19 protein-coding genes are annotated in these 16,242 nt (G+C 53.7%); 12 read left to right on the top strand and 7 right to left on the bottom strand.

Annotation, left to right across the window (positions count from 1 at the left end):
- Positions 1–263: 263 nt before the first annotated feature.
- Together H4J77_RS17735 and H4J77_RS17730 are read right to left on the bottom strand one after the other, a co-directional pair.
- Positions 264–932 carry a hypothetical protein gene (locus H4J77_RS17735; protein ID WP_036991753.1) on the bottom strand — a complete coding sequence of 223 codons (669 nt, stop codon included), beginning with the start codon at positions 930–932 and terminating at the stop codon, positions 264–266.
- A 14-nt stretch (positions 933–946) separates the two neighbouring features.
- Complete coding sequence (locus H4J77_RS17730) at positions 947–1,594, bottom strand: HupE/UreJ family protein (protein WP_228744805.1); 648 nt, start codon at positions 1,592–1,594, stop codon at positions 947–949.
- 587 nt (positions 1,595–2,181) lie between these two features.
- Between H4J77_RS17730 and H4J77_RS17725 the strand changes: the two genes are divergently transcribed.
- The 3 genes from H4J77_RS17725 to H4J77_RS17715 are packed head-to-tail and all read left to right on the top strand — an operon-like array spanning position 2,182 to position 3,788.
- Complete coding sequence (locus H4J77_RS17725; protein ID WP_074778900.1) at positions 2,182–2,469, top strand: metal-sensing transcriptional repressor; 288 nt, start codon at positions 2,182–2,184, stop codon at positions 2,467–2,469.
- Positions 2,470–2,494: 25 nt separating this feature from the next.
- Positions 2,495–3,343 (top strand): nickel/cobalt efflux transporter, encoded by an 849-nt coding sequence (locus tag H4J77_RS17720; protein ID WP_182249745.1) that lies wholly within the window; start codon positions 2,495–2,497, stop codon positions 3,341–3,343.
- Positions 3,336–3,788, top strand: coding sequence for a YqaA family protein (locus H4J77_RS17715; RefSeq protein ID WP_036991748.1), 453 nt, complete (start codon positions 3,336–3,338; stop codon positions 3,786–3,788). Before H4J77_RS17720 ends, H4J77_RS17715 begins: the two co-directional genes overlap by 8 nt.
- A 181-nt stretch (positions 3,789–3,969) precedes the next feature.
- Here H4J77_RS17715 and chrA read toward each other — a convergent pair whose 3' ends face one another.
- Positions 3,970–5,346: a chromate efflux transporter gene (gene chrA / locus H4J77_RS17710; RefSeq protein ID WP_123891017.1), complete on the bottom strand. Its 1,377-nt coding sequence runs from the start codon at positions 5,344–5,346 to the stop codon at positions 3,970–3,972.
- 144 nt (positions 5,347–5,490) lie between these two features.
- Here chrA and H4J77_RS17705 point away from each other — a divergent pair, with 144 nt between their 5' ends.
- Positions 5,491–6,390, top strand: coding sequence for a chromate resistance protein ChrB domain-containing protein (locus tag H4J77_RS17705; RefSeq protein WP_220469419.1), 900 nt, complete (start codon positions 5,491–5,493; stop codon positions 6,388–6,390).
- 393 nt (positions 6,391–6,783) lie between these two features.
- On the opposite strand, the gene H4J77_RS17700 is transcribed toward H4J77_RS17705, so the two are convergent.
- Complete coding sequence (locus tag H4J77_RS17700) at positions 6,784–7,116, bottom strand: hypothetical protein (protein ID WP_123891019.1); 333 nt, start codon at positions 7,114–7,116, stop codon at positions 6,784–6,786.
- Positions 7,117–7,202: 86 nt separating this feature from the next.
- Complete coding sequence (locus H4J77_RS17695) at positions 7,203–9,368, bottom strand: phage infection protein (protein ID WP_123891020.1); 2,166 nt, start codon at positions 9,366–9,368, stop codon at positions 7,203–7,205.
- Between the two features lie 241 nt (positions 9,369–9,609).
- Between H4J77_RS17695 and H4J77_RS17690 the strand changes: the two genes are divergently transcribed.
- The 6 genes from H4J77_RS17690 (at position 9,610) to H4J77_RS17665 (ending at position 13,975) form a co-directional block, all read left to right on the top strand.
- On the top strand, positions 9,610–9,930 hold the full coding sequence (locus tag H4J77_RS17690) for a hypothetical protein (protein WP_123891021.1): 321 nt from the start codon (positions 9,610–9,612) through the stop codon (positions 9,928–9,930).
- Between the two features lie 87 nt (positions 9,931–10,017).
- A complete protein-coding gene (locus tag H4J77_RS17685; protein ID WP_022964304.1) occupies positions 10,018–10,986 on the top strand; it encodes a DUF932 domain-containing protein in 969 nt (322 codons plus the stop codon).
- A 102-nt stretch (positions 10,987–11,088) separates the two neighbouring features.
- Positions 11,089–12,096 (top strand): YqaJ viral recombinase family protein, encoded by a 1,008-nt coding sequence (locus tag H4J77_RS17680; protein ID WP_123891022.1) that lies wholly within the window; start codon positions 11,089–11,091, stop codon positions 12,094–12,096.
- Positions 12,097–12,166: 70 nt separating this feature from the next.
- Positions 12,167–13,114, top strand: coding sequence for a hydrolase or metal-binding protein (locus H4J77_RS17675; protein ID WP_220469418.1), 948 nt, complete (start codon positions 12,167–12,169; stop codon positions 13,112–13,114).
- 17 nt (positions 13,115–13,131) lie between these two features.
- Positions 13,132–13,620, top strand: a complete 489-nt coding sequence (radC, locus tag H4J77_RS17670; RefSeq protein ID WP_123891023.1) for a DNA repair protein RadC — start codon at positions 13,132–13,134, stop codon at positions 13,618–13,620.
- A gap of 28 nt (positions 13,621–13,648) precedes the next feature.
- Positions 13,649–13,975 (top strand): hypothetical protein, encoded by a 327-nt coding sequence (locus H4J77_RS17665; RefSeq protein WP_182249741.1) that lies wholly within the window; start codon positions 13,649–13,651, stop codon positions 13,973–13,975.
- A gap of 22 nt (positions 13,976–13,997) precedes the next feature.
- Here H4J77_RS17665 and H4J77_RS17660 read toward each other — a convergent pair whose 3' ends face one another.
- Positions 13,998–14,342, bottom strand: coding sequence for a helix-turn-helix domain-containing protein (locus H4J77_RS17660; protein ID WP_123891025.1), 345 nt, complete (start codon positions 14,340–14,342; stop codon positions 13,998–14,000).
- A gap of 296 nt (positions 14,343–14,638) precedes the next feature.
- Here H4J77_RS17660 and H4J77_RS17655 point away from each other — a divergent pair, with 296 nt between their 5' ends.
- Both H4J77_RS17655 and H4J77_RS17650 read left to right on the top strand, forming a co-directional pair.
- Positions 14,639–15,085: a hypothetical protein gene (locus H4J77_RS17655; RefSeq protein WP_182249739.1), complete on the top strand. Its 447-nt coding sequence runs from the start codon at positions 14,639–14,641 to the stop codon at positions 15,083–15,085.
- Between the two features lie 53 nt (positions 15,086–15,138).
- Positions 15,139–15,531, top strand: a complete 393-nt coding sequence (locus H4J77_RS17650; RefSeq protein ID WP_218565730.1) for a hypothetical protein — start codon at positions 15,139–15,141, stop codon at positions 15,529–15,531.
- Between the two features lie 398 nt (positions 15,532–15,929).
- On the opposite strand, the gene H4J77_RS17645 is transcribed toward H4J77_RS17650, so the two are convergent.
- Positions 15,930–16,112, bottom strand: coding sequence for a DUF2513 domain-containing protein (locus tag H4J77_RS17645; RefSeq protein WP_259364912.1), 183 nt, complete (start codon positions 16,110–16,112; stop codon positions 15,930–15,932).
- Between the last annotated feature and the right edge of the window lie 130 nt (positions 16,113–16,242).

Below are 16,242 nucleotides of genomic sequence, written 5' to 3'. Positions count from 1 at the left end.
TTCGGGAAGCAAGGTGCTTTGACCTCGGTGTTCACCCTGGATAAACCGTTTCATGGGAATCCTTGCGATGGAAGTGTCGGAAATCATAGCAAGGATTTGTCAGGACGTTTTTACACACCCTGGGCCAAAAGCGGACAACAGTCCAAGAGGTGTGAAGGAAGGTTTCAATATCTACCAGAAGCACACGTTTATGGTCCCCACACCAAGCCAGCCTCAATTCGAGACTGGCCTGGGCGTGACGGCACCTAATCAGGTCTTCCGCTTCACATCGCCCGCTTTAACTCACCGTAGTTGCCACGAGTGCGAAGCACCAACGTGACATCCTCATTATTCCGGTTACGGAAAAACCAGCCATGGTTCCCCGTGAACGCGGCCGTCAAATCGCCTTCATCCTCCGTAACGCCACGGCCCTTCTCATAAGAGATAGACTGGCCACCGCCATCACCGTGGGTGTCGAAGTTGACGGGGCCGCCTTCTGATACCCAATGAAAGCTGGCAATCGCACCTTGTTCCATAGTCAGCTTGTACTCAGTGCCTTCGCCAGGGGTCAGCACTACGCGGACCTCATCCTGCCATTCCGGCTGCGCTGGAGCAGGCGTTGCGACAATTGGCTCTGCCTGTGGCTCAGGGTCAGCAACTGTCTGTTGAACCGGGGCCGTCGGCTCTGGTGAGAGCTCTTCAGCAGCGGAAGGCACCGCCGTCAACTGCGCGGCTTCATCAGCAGCGGCTTCATCGGCAAGTTGCTGTTTGATCTCGCCCATCTCAGTCAAACCCAACAAACGGCCTACACCCGTCGGGTCAATCGCGTATTCGGCTGGCATGACGACGGTCACCAGAAGCACCAATGCAACGATGGCGGAGATGATGGTAGAGCGAATCAGTTTTGCGCTACTGGGTAGTTCAGCGCGTGAGGGCATATCGGTGTTGTACATAAATGTCTCCAGAATCAAGCAATAAAGTAGCCAGTGAGCTGATAGCCAATAAGCAGAAATCCCGCGCCCATCATGGCTACGTTGGCGGTGTAGGCATGACGGAAGAAGCCGTCAGTCTTACGCCAGAAGTTCATTGCAATCAGGATCATGGCCAAAGCAATTAGCTGGCCCATTTCCACGCCGACGTTGAACGCAAACAGGTTTGGGACCAGCCCATCCGGTGAGATGTCGTATTCGATAATCTTCGACGACAGGCCAAAGCCGTGAAACAAACCAAAGATCAAGGTGGCGGCTTTGGTGTTGGGTTGAAAGCCAAACCAGCGTTGGTAAGCGCCCAGGTTATCCAGCGCCTTGTACACCACAGAAAGGCCGATGATCGCGTCAATGATGTAGCTGTTGATACCGATATTGAAGTACACGCCCAGCAGCATGGTGAGCGAGTGTCCAACAGCAAACAGGCTTACATAAATAGCGATATGCTGCATGCGGTAGAGGAAGAAAATCACCCCCAGCAGAAACAGCAGATGATCATAGCCGGTGACCATGTGCTTGGCCCCGAGGTACATGAAGGCTATGAGGTTCACGCCAGTGATTTCCTGAATGTAGCCCTTGTCGCCTTCGGCGACAGCGTGGGCAAATGCGTCAGGCATACCTATAAACATCAGCGCGGTGAACAGTAAAAACAGTAATAGCGGGCGATTCGAGCCTACAGGGAATCTGCCCGAATCGCTTCCTGGAAAAGAATGCATTATTTAGTCCTGAATGACGGTGGTTAAAAGTCGCGAGGCGGCGTTGTCAGCACACCAGATCAGGACGGGGAGGCCGCTTGACTAAAAAGATCGGTGCCGCAGGCACAAAACTGCCGGCGTCACGCAGAAGCGCCGCACTCTTCGATTGAGCGCTTAGGCCCAGAGGCATATTCAGGTGCGGCGTTTCGTGCACGTGATCGGCAGTCAGCGATGAATGGAAGTGATCCGCACAGATTGTGCAGGTGGGAGCGTCGTTACCGTGCGAATGCGCGTGAGCGGGCGGGCTGGCGCCATTCACTAATGCCGAGCTATGCCCGACCCATGCCATCAATATGACGAGAGCGAGGGCAAATATCACCTTGGTGCTGATGGGCTTGCTGGGCATATCTAGAGGGTCCGGTGCCTGGGGCTCGTGAGTCTTGCTGATTCGACGGATTGACCGTATCCCCTCCAGGGGGATAGGATGCGAGCATAATCCATCCCGACATGAGACTCAATACATGAGCGAAAACGCAGAGGGGCACCAGCACTCAAGCCATGGCGATATCGTCAAAAGATTGAAGCGGGCAGAGGGTCACCTACGTAGCATCATCACCATGATTGAAAGCAGCCGCCCCTGTGTCGATATTGCACAACAGTTGCACGCGGTAGAAAAGGCAGTCTGCCAAGCCAAGCGAACACTTATTCAGGACCATATTGACCACTGTCTGGAGCACACGGTAGAGGCGCTTTCCGGGGGTGAACGTGCACCACTGGAAGATTTCAAGCAAATCACCAAATACCTCTAAGACTTTTCCCAGCAGGGTTTCTTCCATGTCGAGTTTCGCCGAACTACTGCAGCAGGGGGCCTCCCAGGCGTGGTTGTATTTTCCCACCGCCATTTTATTAGGCGCTCTGCACGGCCTGGAGCCTGGACACTCCAAAACCATGATGGCGGCGTTTATCGTGGCGATTCGCGGCACAGTAAAACAGGCCGTTCTGCTTGGTTTCGCAGCGACGCTTTCTCACACGGCGGTGGTCTGGTTAGTGGCCATGTTTGGCATGTATCTGGGGCAGAATCTCGACGCTGACACTACCGAGCCCTACTTCCAGCTTGCCAGCGCCGCCATCATTATTCTCATCGCCCTGTGGATGCTGGGGCGCACCTGGCAGGGCGAGCAAACATGGCAGCTCGAGGCGGCTAGTGCACATCAGCATCACCATGAACATGAACATGCCCATAACCATGATCATGATCATGATCATGTCAAAGCTGGAGGGCTTGAGCTGTCGCTGGAAGGTTATCAGGATGCCCACGAACGAGCGCATGCCCAGGATATTCGCACGCGTTTCAGCAATGGCAATGTCAGCACCGGCCAGATCATTCTGTTCGGGCTGACTGGGGGTTTGATCCCCTGTCCGGCGGCGATTACTGTGTTGCTGCTCTGTCTGCAGGTGAAGGAAGTCACGCTGGGAGCGGTACTGGTGTTGTGCTTCAGTATTGGTTTGGCAATCACGCTGGTCACCGTCGGCGCCGCTGCCGCCATCGGCGCACGGCAGGCATCCAATCGTTGGCCTTGGCTCAGCACGGTGGCACGCCGCGCCCCTTATTTTTCCAGCGTACTGATTATCGGGGTGGGTATATATATCGGCATTCACGGCTGGACCGGGCTCAATGCCTGACGCGTGGCTGGAGCTTTCCGGCTATCTTGGACTTTTCCTTGCGGCATTCGGTGCCGCCACGCTACTGCCGATGCAGTCAGAAGCGGTGCTGGTCGGGCTGTTGCTGACAGACCGTTACGCTGCCTGGGCATTATTGACGGTCGCAACCACTGGCAATGTGCTTGGCTCCGCCGTCAACTGGTTGCTGGGCCGCTCTATAGAGCGCTATCGACAAAAACGCTGGTTTCCAGTCAGCGAGCGCAAACTGGAAAAAGCCCAGCAGGCTTACCATCGTTTTGGCCGCTGGTCGTTACTGCTCAGTTGGGTGCCAATTATTGGCGACCCACTGACCGTGGTCGCCGGCGTTATGCGCGAACCTTTCTGGAGCTTTCTGTTGATCGTCACACTGGCCAAGACTGCCCGCTACCTGCTGCTGGCAGCCGTCACGCTAGGATGGTTTATTTGAGCTCAAGGGGGCTTTTGACAGCCGAGCTTAAGCCTTGAACGTCGACGAACTAAAGGCGCGGCCATATTCAGTCGTCGTTCTCAAACTGCGTAATGACTTGGCGGTCTTAGTTTTCTTCTGCATGGAATCTGACCTGGAGTTAATGTTCATCTGCATCTGACGTCAATAGCGCGACCGCTGGCTAAAAAACCACAAGAGAAGCTAAAACACCAAGAATCGCACACCCTGCCAGCACTTTGATCATGCCGACTTTGAAATGAAAAATCGCGACCATGGCGCCTACAGCCAGTAGCAACGACAGTACATCCAGGGATTCTAGGTTTGGCGTTAACACACGCGCTCCCATAAAGCGCCATTCGCCTACTTCAGCGAAAATAACGTGAAACCCAAACCAGATTGCTAAGTTCAGGATAACCCCGACTACCGCAGCGGTAATGGCTGACAGCGCGGAGCTCAGTGCGCGATTATCGCGTAGACGCTCCACATACGGAGCCCCTAAAAATATCCAAAGGAAACAAGGAACGAAAGTAACCCAGGTCGTCAGCAGCGCAGCCAGCGTCGCTGCTACCAAGGGATCAAGGCCTGTGGCCTCGCGATAAGCACCCATGAACCCGACAAACTGCACCACTTGAATTAACGGGCCCGGGGTCGTCTCCGCCATGCCGAGGCCATCGAGCATTTCGCCCGGTGCCAACCATCCATAATTTTGCACCGCCTCTTGGGTTATGTATCCCAACACCGCGTATGCACCCCCAAAGGTCACCACCGCCATCTTGCTGAAAAAGAGAGCAATCTGGCTGAATACATTCTCGCTACCAAACATTGCCAACAGGAGCACGACCGGCGTTAACCACAACAGCAGTAGGGTGGCTGACATGCGTAGCGACCACTGGCGATTGGGGTTTGCATGTGCAGGGAGTCCTTCCCCGAGTATGGAGTCTCGGTCGCTAAGAACTGACTCGTCAGCACTTCCATGGCCACCGCTCACTTCAAAGGCAGTCATGCCGCGCTTCCCGCCCCAATAACCTAGAAGAGCTGCGGTTAAAATAATGAGTGGAAACCCCACCTTAAAAAGGAAGATGGCGACAAAAGCCGCAGAGGCGATGCCAAGCATTATCCAATTCTTCAGAGCTCGCTTGCCTATACGTACAACTGCGTTAAGCACCACTGCCAGTACCGCCGCTTTCAAGCCAAAGAAGAGCCCTTCAACAGCTCCAACATTGCCCAGGACTGCATACAGATAGCTCAGTGCTAGAATGGCGATAAAACCCGGTAGCACGAAGAGACTGCCCGCGACCAAGCCACCTTTGGTGCGATGCATTAGCCAGCCGATATAAATAGCCAACTGCTGCGCTTCTGGCCCCGGTAGCATCATGCAGTAGTTGAGCGCGTGGAGAAAACGGCGCTCGCCAATCCATTTTTTTTCTTCGACAAGGATGCGGTGCATCACTGCTATTTGACCGGCTGGGCCGCCGAAGCTCAATAATGCAATTCGTAACCAGACCCTGACGGCCTCACGAAACGGTACCTGATGGGACGATTCAATGTTTGGGGGCATGGCGCACTCTTTAATAATGGCGGGATTTTTGTAGAATGTATAACGTTATTGTAATGAATACAACGAGAGGGCGTTATGGCTGATCACATGCAACACTGGTTAATATTGATCATGCGCCTCAGCGGGCGGGCGGGAACGCCTCGCATGAGGATTTGGCGCGCTCTTCGTAGCTTAGGTGTGGCGGTACTCAGAGATGGCGTTTACTTGCTGCCTGCCAGCTCCTCCCGCAGAGAGGCCCTGGAGCAGCAGGCCAGCGAAATCAAGATGCTGGGAGGTGACGCGCTGCTGATTGAGTTAGAGGAGTCAGCCATAGATGGCATTGATGATTTGCCTTCGCTCTTTGATCGAGCGGCAGATTTTCAAGCCTTAAGAACAGCGGTGGTTGACTGGCAGCAGGCATGCCCTCAGTTGGAGGAGCGAGAAGCACAGCGTCAATTGACCCAGCTACAGAGACGTTTGCAAAGCATTATGGAGATCGATTTCTTTCCACGCGCAGAAAGTGAGCACGCCGTCACAGCCATGGCAGATGCGGAGAACGTCTTTAATCGTTGCTTTGTGCCTGACGAGCCGCAGCCGAACCAGGCCGAGATCCCACTGCTTGATCGCTCTGCATTTATCGGAAGATGCTGGGCCACGCGGCGCCGCCCCTGGGTGGATCGGCTAGCATCGGCTTGGTTGATCCAGCGCTTTATTGATCCCGAGGCTCGCTTCGTGTGGCTGGAACACCCAAACCAGTGCCCGCCAGATGCGCTAGGGTATGATTTTGATGGAGCCAACTTCACCCATGTTGATGACAAGGTCACCTTTGAAGTGCTGCTGAGGAGTTTCAGTCTTGAGACTCAACTGGGTTTAAGCAAGATTGGGGAGCTAGTTCACTACCTGGATGTGGGAGGCCCCCCCGTTCCAGAGGCAGTAGGGTTAAAACTCATGCTGCTCGGGGCCAAGGAACGTTGTGATGATGATGATGCGCTCCTGCAACATACCAACATGCTGTTTGACGACCTTTATCAGGCGTATTTGACAGGAGACCCGTACCGGGAATGAGCGTCGCGCAGACAAAATGCGTTACCGGCCTCCCTGGCATAGTAACTATAAATGAACTTAGCTGTTGATCCCCATCGGAATAGAGACTATCGAGAATGCGAATGAGGGCTTGCTCACACAGCTGCTCTCTACTTTCCATGGCAGCCCCCTAGCAAAAATAACTCCAGCCCCGTGAGTCTGTTGTTTTGCAGCCATTTGTGTAGTCGCATACCTTTCTTGCTTCCTTCAAGAGTTTCCGAGCAGATATAAAGACAGAGATAATCGGGGCAGACCACCGTATTGATACTCGGAGGGCTGCTCTTGGCCGAAAGTCGTCTGTCGCAACAGGCTTGAATCGGCCAATAAAGGACCCTCAATGTGTCGCGCGCCCCCACCGACCTCAGGATCAAAGCTTTACCGGCTTGCTAACGCTCTGATGGCTCTCTTTGCGGAAAACTCCTGCTCGCTCCCGTTGTTAAATTTGACGACGAAGCCCTGCGTCGTCCCGCCCTTGGGTCCAACTCCACGCGAGATGTTTCGCGTATAAAATGCAATTGGCGACGCTGGTAGGGGCCAATCGGTGTACTCGCAGTATTTGACGTAAAGTTCGCATAGCAGGTCGAAATCCGCAGAGTCTTTTATATCACCCCCAATGGCCAAATACTTATCCCGAATGCCGTAGAAAAATTGTTCTGCTTCCATTTGTGATTTAAAGCTGTGGTCGAGAACTTTTAGTGGGTTGGGCATTGCGCCTCCTTCATCAATGAATTTTGCGGCCGCTCCCTACAAAAACAGCAAGACGAACTGCACATCAAGCTTGAGGTGGTTCAGTTTTAGCCCAGTGCGATAACATCGCCATACAGCCTCCGCAGATGTTCATCAGACATGTCCAAGATTGGCTCGTACATGAAAGAGTTTAGATGAATGTTCTCCGGAGTCATCAAAGTTACGCGCTGTAGGACTTTGATCGCCTTCAGCTCTGTGCCGAACAGCTCCCGGAACTTCTTTAACAGTTTAGGCGTTTGGTTTGCGTCGATACCTGCGACAAAGGCCGCATTGTTAATACGTTTCACCATGAAGCGTTCGGCGGTGAGTCGGATCGACACGGCTAGCACGATCTTGTTCTCGAAGTTAATCCCCTCTGCAGCGTTCAGGCATTCGCCGGCTTCGTGCATGATGAGGTCCATAACAGGTTTTGCGCCTTCTGCCGAAGCAACGTTTTTGCCGAACAGCCTGTTGAAGATCACATCCAGGTCTGAAATGGTAATTTGACTGGAGTCAGGCTTCCAGTGCAGCAGCGACGTTAGCGTGACAAAATCAGGGTCGGCAGCATCCTTTGTGTACTCAATGAGATTGCGCATGAAGGGGATGCAGGCAATCTTTTTCTTCGGCTCGGTAGCGAATTTTGGTTTCCAGTCTTTAATAAAGACATTCTGAATGCCCGCAGCCTGCTCAAGCACTAATCCCGTTGCGGTCTTCGACGCCATGAAACAGTCCGGGTACCGGACAAACCGGCTCTGAACAGTCCGGTAAAAGTCGAAGTTGTGGGTGAGGATTATCTGCTTGAAGTGGGAATCTTCGGCAATGTCCATCAAATACTGAATGATTGCGTACTTGTTCTTATAGTCGAACGAATCCGCAATATCATCGACGATAATGAGCGTTTCCTGTTTTGCCTTCTTTCGGACTTCGATTTCGAAAAGTATGTTCAGCACGTAGAAAGCCTTCTTTTCCCCCGTGCTAAGCGCTTGCATAAGTGCATTGCGGTCAACGACGGCCATATCGTCGGCATCCTCAAATGTGAAGTCGAGGCTTAGCATCGGTTCCTGACCGAGGATGACAGCCAGTCGGTTAGTTGCATCCAGCTTGAACGGTACGAAAAATCGATCGTTGAAGATATCAATGACCTCTTCCCATTGGGTGCGCTCCTTCTCAGCCTGCCCTTCGATCTCTTTGCGTCTGGCCTGCGCTGCGTGGTACTTGTTCAGCAAATCCTGAAATAGCTCGAAGTGCTCCTTCAGGTAAGACTTCCAGACATCTTCTTTGAAGGCTGGTATGTTCCCAAGTCGGACCAGCAACTCCTCATGATTCAGCAGGTATGCTTCAAAGTCTCTTACCGTGACGTTCTTCTGGAGGAGCTTGTCGAGCTTCGCAAACTTATTCTTCAGGTCCTTGTCATTGGAGATAGCGTCCTTCTCTTTGGCGACCAGCTCTTCTAGTTCCTTCTGGCTGGTTATTTCCAACTTGGTGTCAGCGTTCAAGGTAACGGAATGCTTCGCATCAAAGAATCCGTTGTCCGCTAGCTGCTTTGCGACTGTTTCTGCGTTGTAGTAGTTAAATGTTCCCTTCCTGAAGTAAGTCGATGCGGCCAACAGCTCGTTGTACTTTTGGATGTAGTCCTGAATGGCAGTATTCGCTTCATCGGTACCGAGAAGGGCAAGCACCTTGTCGTCGAAGATCACGTCGTACGAAACTGTTGCGAGTGGGGAGTCTGGCATCTCGGAAACTTCGTCCCTAATGCGGTTCAGCGCAACATAGAACTGATCGGCGCGTGCTGTGAAGGTAATCGACAGCTCCTTTTCAATGTCCTTCTTGGAGCCCGATTGAACCTTCAGAGCTTTCAGCAAGGCCTCCTTTGCCGCCTCGATATCGGCATATAGCGCTTCGTATTCTTTGCGTAGAAGAGGATTGACCAGCAGCGTTGATGTCTTCGCGGAATGCCCAAGAACCTCGTCATACGGACGAACGACGAGCACGCTCTCCTTGGGCAGGTCCGCGCCGGCCTCATCCGTGATTTCGCGTCTACAAACGCGCGTCGTGAAGATCCGGTCCTTGGAGGCAGTACCGTCTGCAACATCCTGGAAAGTTTGTGCGAGTGAAGACTTCATAGAACCGTTCGGCGCATAGACGGCGCACGCCTTAGCTTTGGAAAAGTCGAATTTGGTTTGCAGGCTCTTGATGCCGTAGCAGTTTTCCAGGTCAATATTTAATGTTTTCATGTCTGATTCCCTTCGTTGTAATCTATTGCGTGTTTTGCTGGTCGGACTCCTGCGCTCTACTTGAGTCGACCCTGTCTTGAAAGACACTTGATGAGCGCTCTTGGCCGAAAGCCACCCTCCAAGCCCACGACATAAACACTGCCTTAGCATTTTCCATTCAAACTTTTTTCAATCCTACATAACCCCCATGAGCCTACCACAGCCAGTCCGCTCAACTGGCCTGTCTCATGAGGTTTTTACTATGTCTCGATCCTGTCCACGCTGCGGTTCGCAGCGGGTGGTTTTCTGTAATTACGGTAAACGCATTGGCGGTTATGTTGGCACTGTTGCTGGTGGCATGACCGGTGCTGCAACGTCTACGGCAACTGGTGCCTTGGCCGGTACCCGTATCGGCATGCAGGTTGGCGTCATTGCTGGCCCTGGCGGTGTAGGTGCTGGTGCCGTACTTGGCGCCATTACCGGTGCCTTTGCTGGCTGCATTGCTGGCCTGCGCCTGGGCAAGCTGGTAGATGACCAGCTGCTGTATCAACACCGCTGCCAAGACTGTCACGCGCATTTCTGAGCGTCCGCTCACCCCTCCCTTTCTTATCTCATTTTGCCGCCTGGGCTAATTGGCACAGGCGGTTTATGCCGTTATGGAGATTTCACCATGGCACATCAAATTGAAAATATGGCTTTCGTTGGTTCAACACCCTGGCATGGCCTGGGTAACAAGCTCTCCCGTCATCAGCCGCTGGAGGTATGGCAGCATGAGGCCGGGATGAACTGGCACATCGAGGAGTCCCCGGTGCGCTTTCTGTCGGATTCAGCAGCGCACCTTGGCAGCATTCACACCTTTCCAGATCAGAAGGTGCTCTACCGGTCAGACACAAAGGCTCCTCTGTCAGTGGTCTCGCAGCGCTACAAAGTAGTCCAGCCGTTCGATGTGATTGAGTTCTATCGCGATCTGACCGAATACGCAGGCTTCGAGCTGGAAACTGCAGGCGTGCTAAAAGGCGGTCGCAAGTTCTGGGCCTTGGCACGGACGGGGCAAGCCTCGGTGCTAAAGGGCAACGACTTGGTCAATGGCTACCTGCTGCTGGCTACCTCCTGTGATGGAAGCCTGGCGACCGTGGCCACGCCGACAACAGTACGGGTGGTTTGCAACAACACCCTGGCCATCGCACTGGATGGTTCAGCGCAGTCGATCCGTGTGCCCCATAGCACTGAGTTTGATGCTCAGGCCGTCAAGCGGCAGCTGGGTGTTTCGGTAGCGCAGTGGGATGACTTTATGTATCGCATGAAAACCCTCAGCCAACGCAAGGTCAACTCAGGTGAGGCGCTTGGCTATTTCCTGCAAGTCATCTGCGATGCCGATCAGGATGTCGATGATCGCCGTGAACTTAACCAGCATAGAGCTCTGCAGAAGGTACAGGATCTGTTTGCTGGCAAAGGGCGTGGCTCTCAGCTGGAGTCGGCGCATAACACCGCCTGGGGCTTGCTGAATGCCGTAACCGAATACGTAGACCACGACAAACGTGCCCGCAGCGTTGATCACCGTCTGGACTCAGCCTGGTTCGGCCAAGGCGCCAGCTTGAAGCAAAAAGCCCTGGATCAAGCCATGGCCCTGGTCGCTTGATTCACGGCTCTGGACTATCTCACCAAACACCACCTAAATCACCCTTAACGACATAAGCCCGGCAGCCACCGCTGACCGGGCTTTTTTGCGTCTGGAGACATCATGAACACAACCCACTCTACCCCTTCCCCTCTGGCGAATAAGCCTGGGCGTGGCGTCCTGCGCCTGGTCAGCACCAAGGATCTGAACCGTGAAGATTGGCTCGATGTACGCAAACGCGGTATCGGCAGCTCTGACTCCTCGGCAGCCATTGGCCTGAACCCCTACAAGTCACAACTTGAGCTGTGGCTGGAGAAAACCAACCGCGACCAGGGCCTGGCCAAACCCAACCAGGACGATGACAGCACTCCAGTATTTTGGGGTGTGGTGCTGGAACCTGTGGTCGCTTCCCAGTACCACCGACGCACAGGGAACAAGGTCCGCAAGGTTAATGCGGTGCTGCAACACCCCGAGATCCCCTGGATGCTCGCCAATATAGACCGTGAGGTGGTTGGCAGTGCTGAAGTGCAAATCCTGGAATGTAAGACTGCCGGTATAAATGGCGCCAGGCTATGGCGTGACGGTGTGCCCAAGTATGTTGAGGTGCAGGTCATGCACCAACTGGCTGTCACCGGCAAGCAGGCGGCTGATGTAGCTGTGCTGCTCGGCGGTCAACAGCTTGAGGTGTACCGGATAGAGCGGGATGAGGTCTTGATCCAGCACCTGATCGAGCTTGAACGTCAGTTCTGGCATTACGTTGAAACCGACACACCGCCACCAGCCGATGGCTCTGAGTCCGCTGACATGGCACTGCGTCTGCTCTACCCGGAAGACACCGGTGTGGTTATTGACCTCTCTCAGGATCAGTCCCTGAACGAGACTTATACCGAGCTCAAGCAGGTACGTCAGTCACTCTCTGACCTGAACACTCGAGAATCTGTTCTCAAGCAGCGCCTGCAAGAATCCATGGGGGCAGCCAGTAAAGCCGTGTTTGCCGATGGTTCGATCACCTGGAAGAAAGCCAAGGATGGCACCGCCGTGGATATGGAGGCCCTGTTCAAGGCGCACCCTGACCTGAAAACCCAATACCAGATCAGCAAGCCTGGCAGCAGGCGATTTCTGGTCAATTGATCCACCCCAACCAGGGCAGTCCGCTCACTCAGCGACCTGCCCTTTTTCGTTATTCCCTAGGAGCATTCCCATGATCAAAGGTCTGGCTATTACGCCGCCCGTGCTCGGGCGCATCTCAATCGGCAAGGTTGTCGAGAAGAACGGCATGCGTCTGCCGGAAAAAGACGATCAATTCACCATCACCTCCCAGGTACAGACTCGAGATGGCTGGGTTCTGCACCCACTGGATGAGCATCTGCGCAAGGATCAAGGCGGCAAGATCCGCAGTATTCCGGTGCGGTTACTGTTCAACGATCCTGATCTAAATTTCAGAGCTGAATACTGCCTCTTTGACCGTACCAGTGGCCGACCGCTGTGTGTGGGCAATGGAGAGACCTGTAAACGCTCTACCAGTGAAGGGCTGCAATCACTGCCCTGCCCCAGCCCGGATGGCTGTCCTTTAGCCAAGGGTGGCAACTGCAAACCCTATGGCCGGCTTAACGTGGCCATTGGTGATGATGATCTGCTGGGGAGCTTTGTATTCAGGACTACGGGCTTCAACAGCATTCGAACGCTGTCGGCCAGGCTCAGTTACCTGCAGGCGCTCTCGGGTGATCGCCTGGCGTGTTTGCCATTGGAGATCCGACTGCGCGGTAAATCCACCCGGCAGAGCCATGGCACACCGATCTACTACGTGGATCTGATTGTGCGAACGGGTCTGTCCATGGAGGAAGCCCTTGCCCAAGCCAACATCCTGGAGCGTGCCCGACGTGATGCAGGCTTTGACCAGGCTGCGCTGGATGCTGCAGCGCGAGATGGCCTGCTCAATGGCGCCTTTGAGGACAGTGATGAGGAAGCCGAGCAGGTCCTGGAGGAGTTCTACCCTGAAGCCACAGTCACCTCTACGCCACAGACAACGGCTATTTCGAGTTACAGCAGCCGCAAACCAAAACGTGACAAACCCACTTTGCACGACCTGATCCTGCAGCGCACCCACAGCCTGCAGGATCAACCAGTGGCACCTAGCAACCAACCTTAAACACTCTGGAGTTAAACATGCAGAAATCAGCCAAACAGGCGGCCATTGCGCCGCCTGCCGGCATCCCTTTGTCGGAAAAAGATGTCCTGAGTTGGGCGCAAAGCATTCTTGAAGCCCGCTTCAAACGCAGCAACTACCTGACCAGCCCGGAACACGTGAAGAACTACCTGATGGCAACACTGGCCCATGAGGAACGAGAAGTCTTTGGTCTGATCCTGCTGGATAGCCAACACGGTGTGCTGGGCTTTGAAACCCTGTTCTACGGCACCATCGACAGCGCCAGCGTCTACCCACGGGAAATCATCAAATGCGTGCTCAATGCCAATGCTGCTGCGGTAATCCTCACCCACAACCACCCCAGTGGCAGACCCGAGCCCAGCACGGCGGATGTCGCCCTGACCAAGCGTCTGCAAACAGCCCTGGACACAGTAGAAGTACGTTTACTCGATCACCTGGTGATTGGCGGCGCGGACTCAGTGAGCTTTGCAGAGCGCGGCCTGATTTAACCCCCACCAGCACAGGAGAAACGACATCATGCAAACCAACACATGCTGCATCTGTGACGCTGCAACCCTTCTGCACAGGCAGAACCTTCGCACCTTGGCTGTAATGGCAGGCGTCTGTGATGCTCTGCTCAGGCAGTTTGCTGCTAAGCAGCAGAGTTCAAAACCTGGAGCTCACGAGCCCTGGACACAGCTGGGCGATCTGATTGCGCTAGCGAGTCAATCCAATTCAGTGCTGGCAGAGGGCGTCGCTCAGGGCATCGAGCTTGCAAACAACGTGGAGAAACATTGGCTGGGTGACTATGACAGTCTGTGCCTGAACTGCGGTTTTTTGCTAACCGGCGCTTCAGAGGATTAAAAGGCGCGGGCCTGTTACAGGCTTACCGCGCCAGCCGGGCGCTCAATTGCTCTAAAAGTGACACCACCAGTTCCCGATCTTTAGCGTCCAGCTTCGCCAACATCTGCTTGAGATGGCGGTACTGGTCATCCACATGATGGCTGCCTGTAGTCAACAGATCCACCGCCTCACATCCAAACAATTCTGCCAACTCATACAGTCGCTGGATTGAGGGTGTGGCAATGCCACGCTCCATCCGTGACACCGCCTCATTGCCAATGCCCAGGCTTGCTGCAACGCTTTCCTGTGTCATACCCGCGTCAGCCCGATACTTGGCAATGGCCCGTCCGATACTTTGCGCTCGCTTGTTTTCTACGTTTTTCGTCATGCGCCCTCCGATTCAACTCGAATGGTTGGGCATCAACTGATTGACATGAAGGACTTAACGAGATGAGAATCAACCTATAAAGTCGTTTTGATATCAAATAATTCTGCATCATCCAAGGACACCACATGAAGGGACTCAGATTGACACTTCAAAGCTCATACCCTCCCGGTAAGAAACCCTCTGCCCTTGTCTTGATCTCAATTGCAAATCTGACAACCCGCTAGACAGATCATTCCTACTGGCTGCATGCCTCATAGCTGGTAGCGGATATGTTTTTAATAACCAAGGATCAACCCATGAACACATTACGCACTGCCCTGATCGTTAGCTTTCTGCTTGTCATTAGCAACAATCACGCTTTTGCCACCGAGTGGTGGTCCGGTTTCGCTATGGGCACATCGGAGTACACCGTTACTGATGACAAAGGAAACGAACTCTACATCGCCTGCCCTAGTGAAGACGGTGAATACGTCAGGGCCACAGCCACCATCGCAGGTAACCGATATAGCTCACAACAAGGTGACGGATTCAATGTCATCGTCGATGGGTATACCAACACCAACCCCTTCGATACCTACTGCCGTTTGTGTGGCGAGGACTTCCCCAACTTCTGGGACAGCCTGCGTAACGCCAGCACTCTGCAAGTCAGTGCAGGCGGTCAAACCGTCAAACTGCCAACCACCAACATTGGCGTTCTTCCGGCCCTTGGCGACCCCGCAAATACCTGCCAGTCAGCCTGGTAGCGAACAACTGATCTCTTCCAAAAAAGCTCAATAAGAAACCAGGAGCATGCTGTATGGACCAACAAAATCTCGACAACAACAATCAGCACAGTGAAGACGAAGATTATAACGACGAAGGCTTTTCCCTCTCAGGCAGGGCCATCGGATGGGGCCTTGCAGCATTCGTCTTTGCCATCGTCATGGTCACCTTTAACAACTCTGGCATGGTTATTCGTGCTGGCTTCTTCGCCAAGCTGCTGGCGGTAATAGTCGGAAGCTTGGTCGGTTGGGGTGGCGCCATGATTGGCGATGCCATTTGTCGCTTCGCACGGCCAACGATGTTTTTCACCACAGGCGGCTTTTTCAGCTTGGTATTCAACAAGCTGTTCTGGATTGCCGGACCTCAGTTGATTGGTCTCGGTATTGGCGTTGCACTCGGTGTATCCCAAGTACTTTCCAGAATGTAGGAGACCAGACAATGAAATCTACAATCGCATCAGTAGGAATAGCGATCAGCCTGCTCATGGCTGGCTGCTCAAGCCCTGAGGACAAGCTCAGGGGCGAGTTCGTGTCTGGATGTATGCAAGGGGGCGCGGACAGGAGGATCTGTAGCTGTGCGTTCGAGAGGCTAAACGAACGATATGGAACAGAAGCTCTAGAGCGTATGAGCCGGCGCAGTATGCCTACCCAGGAGTTCATGGAAGCGGCCATGATGGCTGGATTGCAATGCAGTGAGATGTAACAAGTGAATCCGGGGCCTCTTGGCCTCGGATATAACACAGCTCCAATTTTTGGCATCCGGAATAGAAAACTAACCAGCTGCTTTTCCAGTAAATTTTCAGGACTGATAAAAGCCACACGGCTCTTAAAGCTCAATACCAGTGGTATCACTGAGCTTCTTTCGTACATACCCCTTTGCAAGATCCTTTATCAAATCCAGGGTCCAGCCACCTGCTGCCAGCGCACCACCCCGCGTTTTCCTCCAGATCTCCGAGTCCCTCACCGAGTCAGCAAAGTCGTGCCCTTTCCATGTCAGCTGACGGAACATCAGACTGAATAGCCCCTAGTTTCGTAGACACCTCCAGGCCTTATAATCAAGGCACCCAGGAGGTCCAATGAGCAACTCACGCTACACCGAAGAATTCAAAATTGAAGCCGTCAAACAGGTGGCTGGCCGA

The organism is Pseudomonas sp. 5Ae-yellow (assembly GCF_014077575.1).
In the GTDB taxonomy this organism is placed as follows: Bacteria; Pseudomonadota; Gammaproteobacteria; order Pseudomonadales; family Pseudomonadaceae; genus Halopseudomonas; species Halopseudomonas neustonica.
Note: the sequence above shows the minus strand (reverse complement) of the source record. Positions and strands in the feature narration are given on the sequence as shown.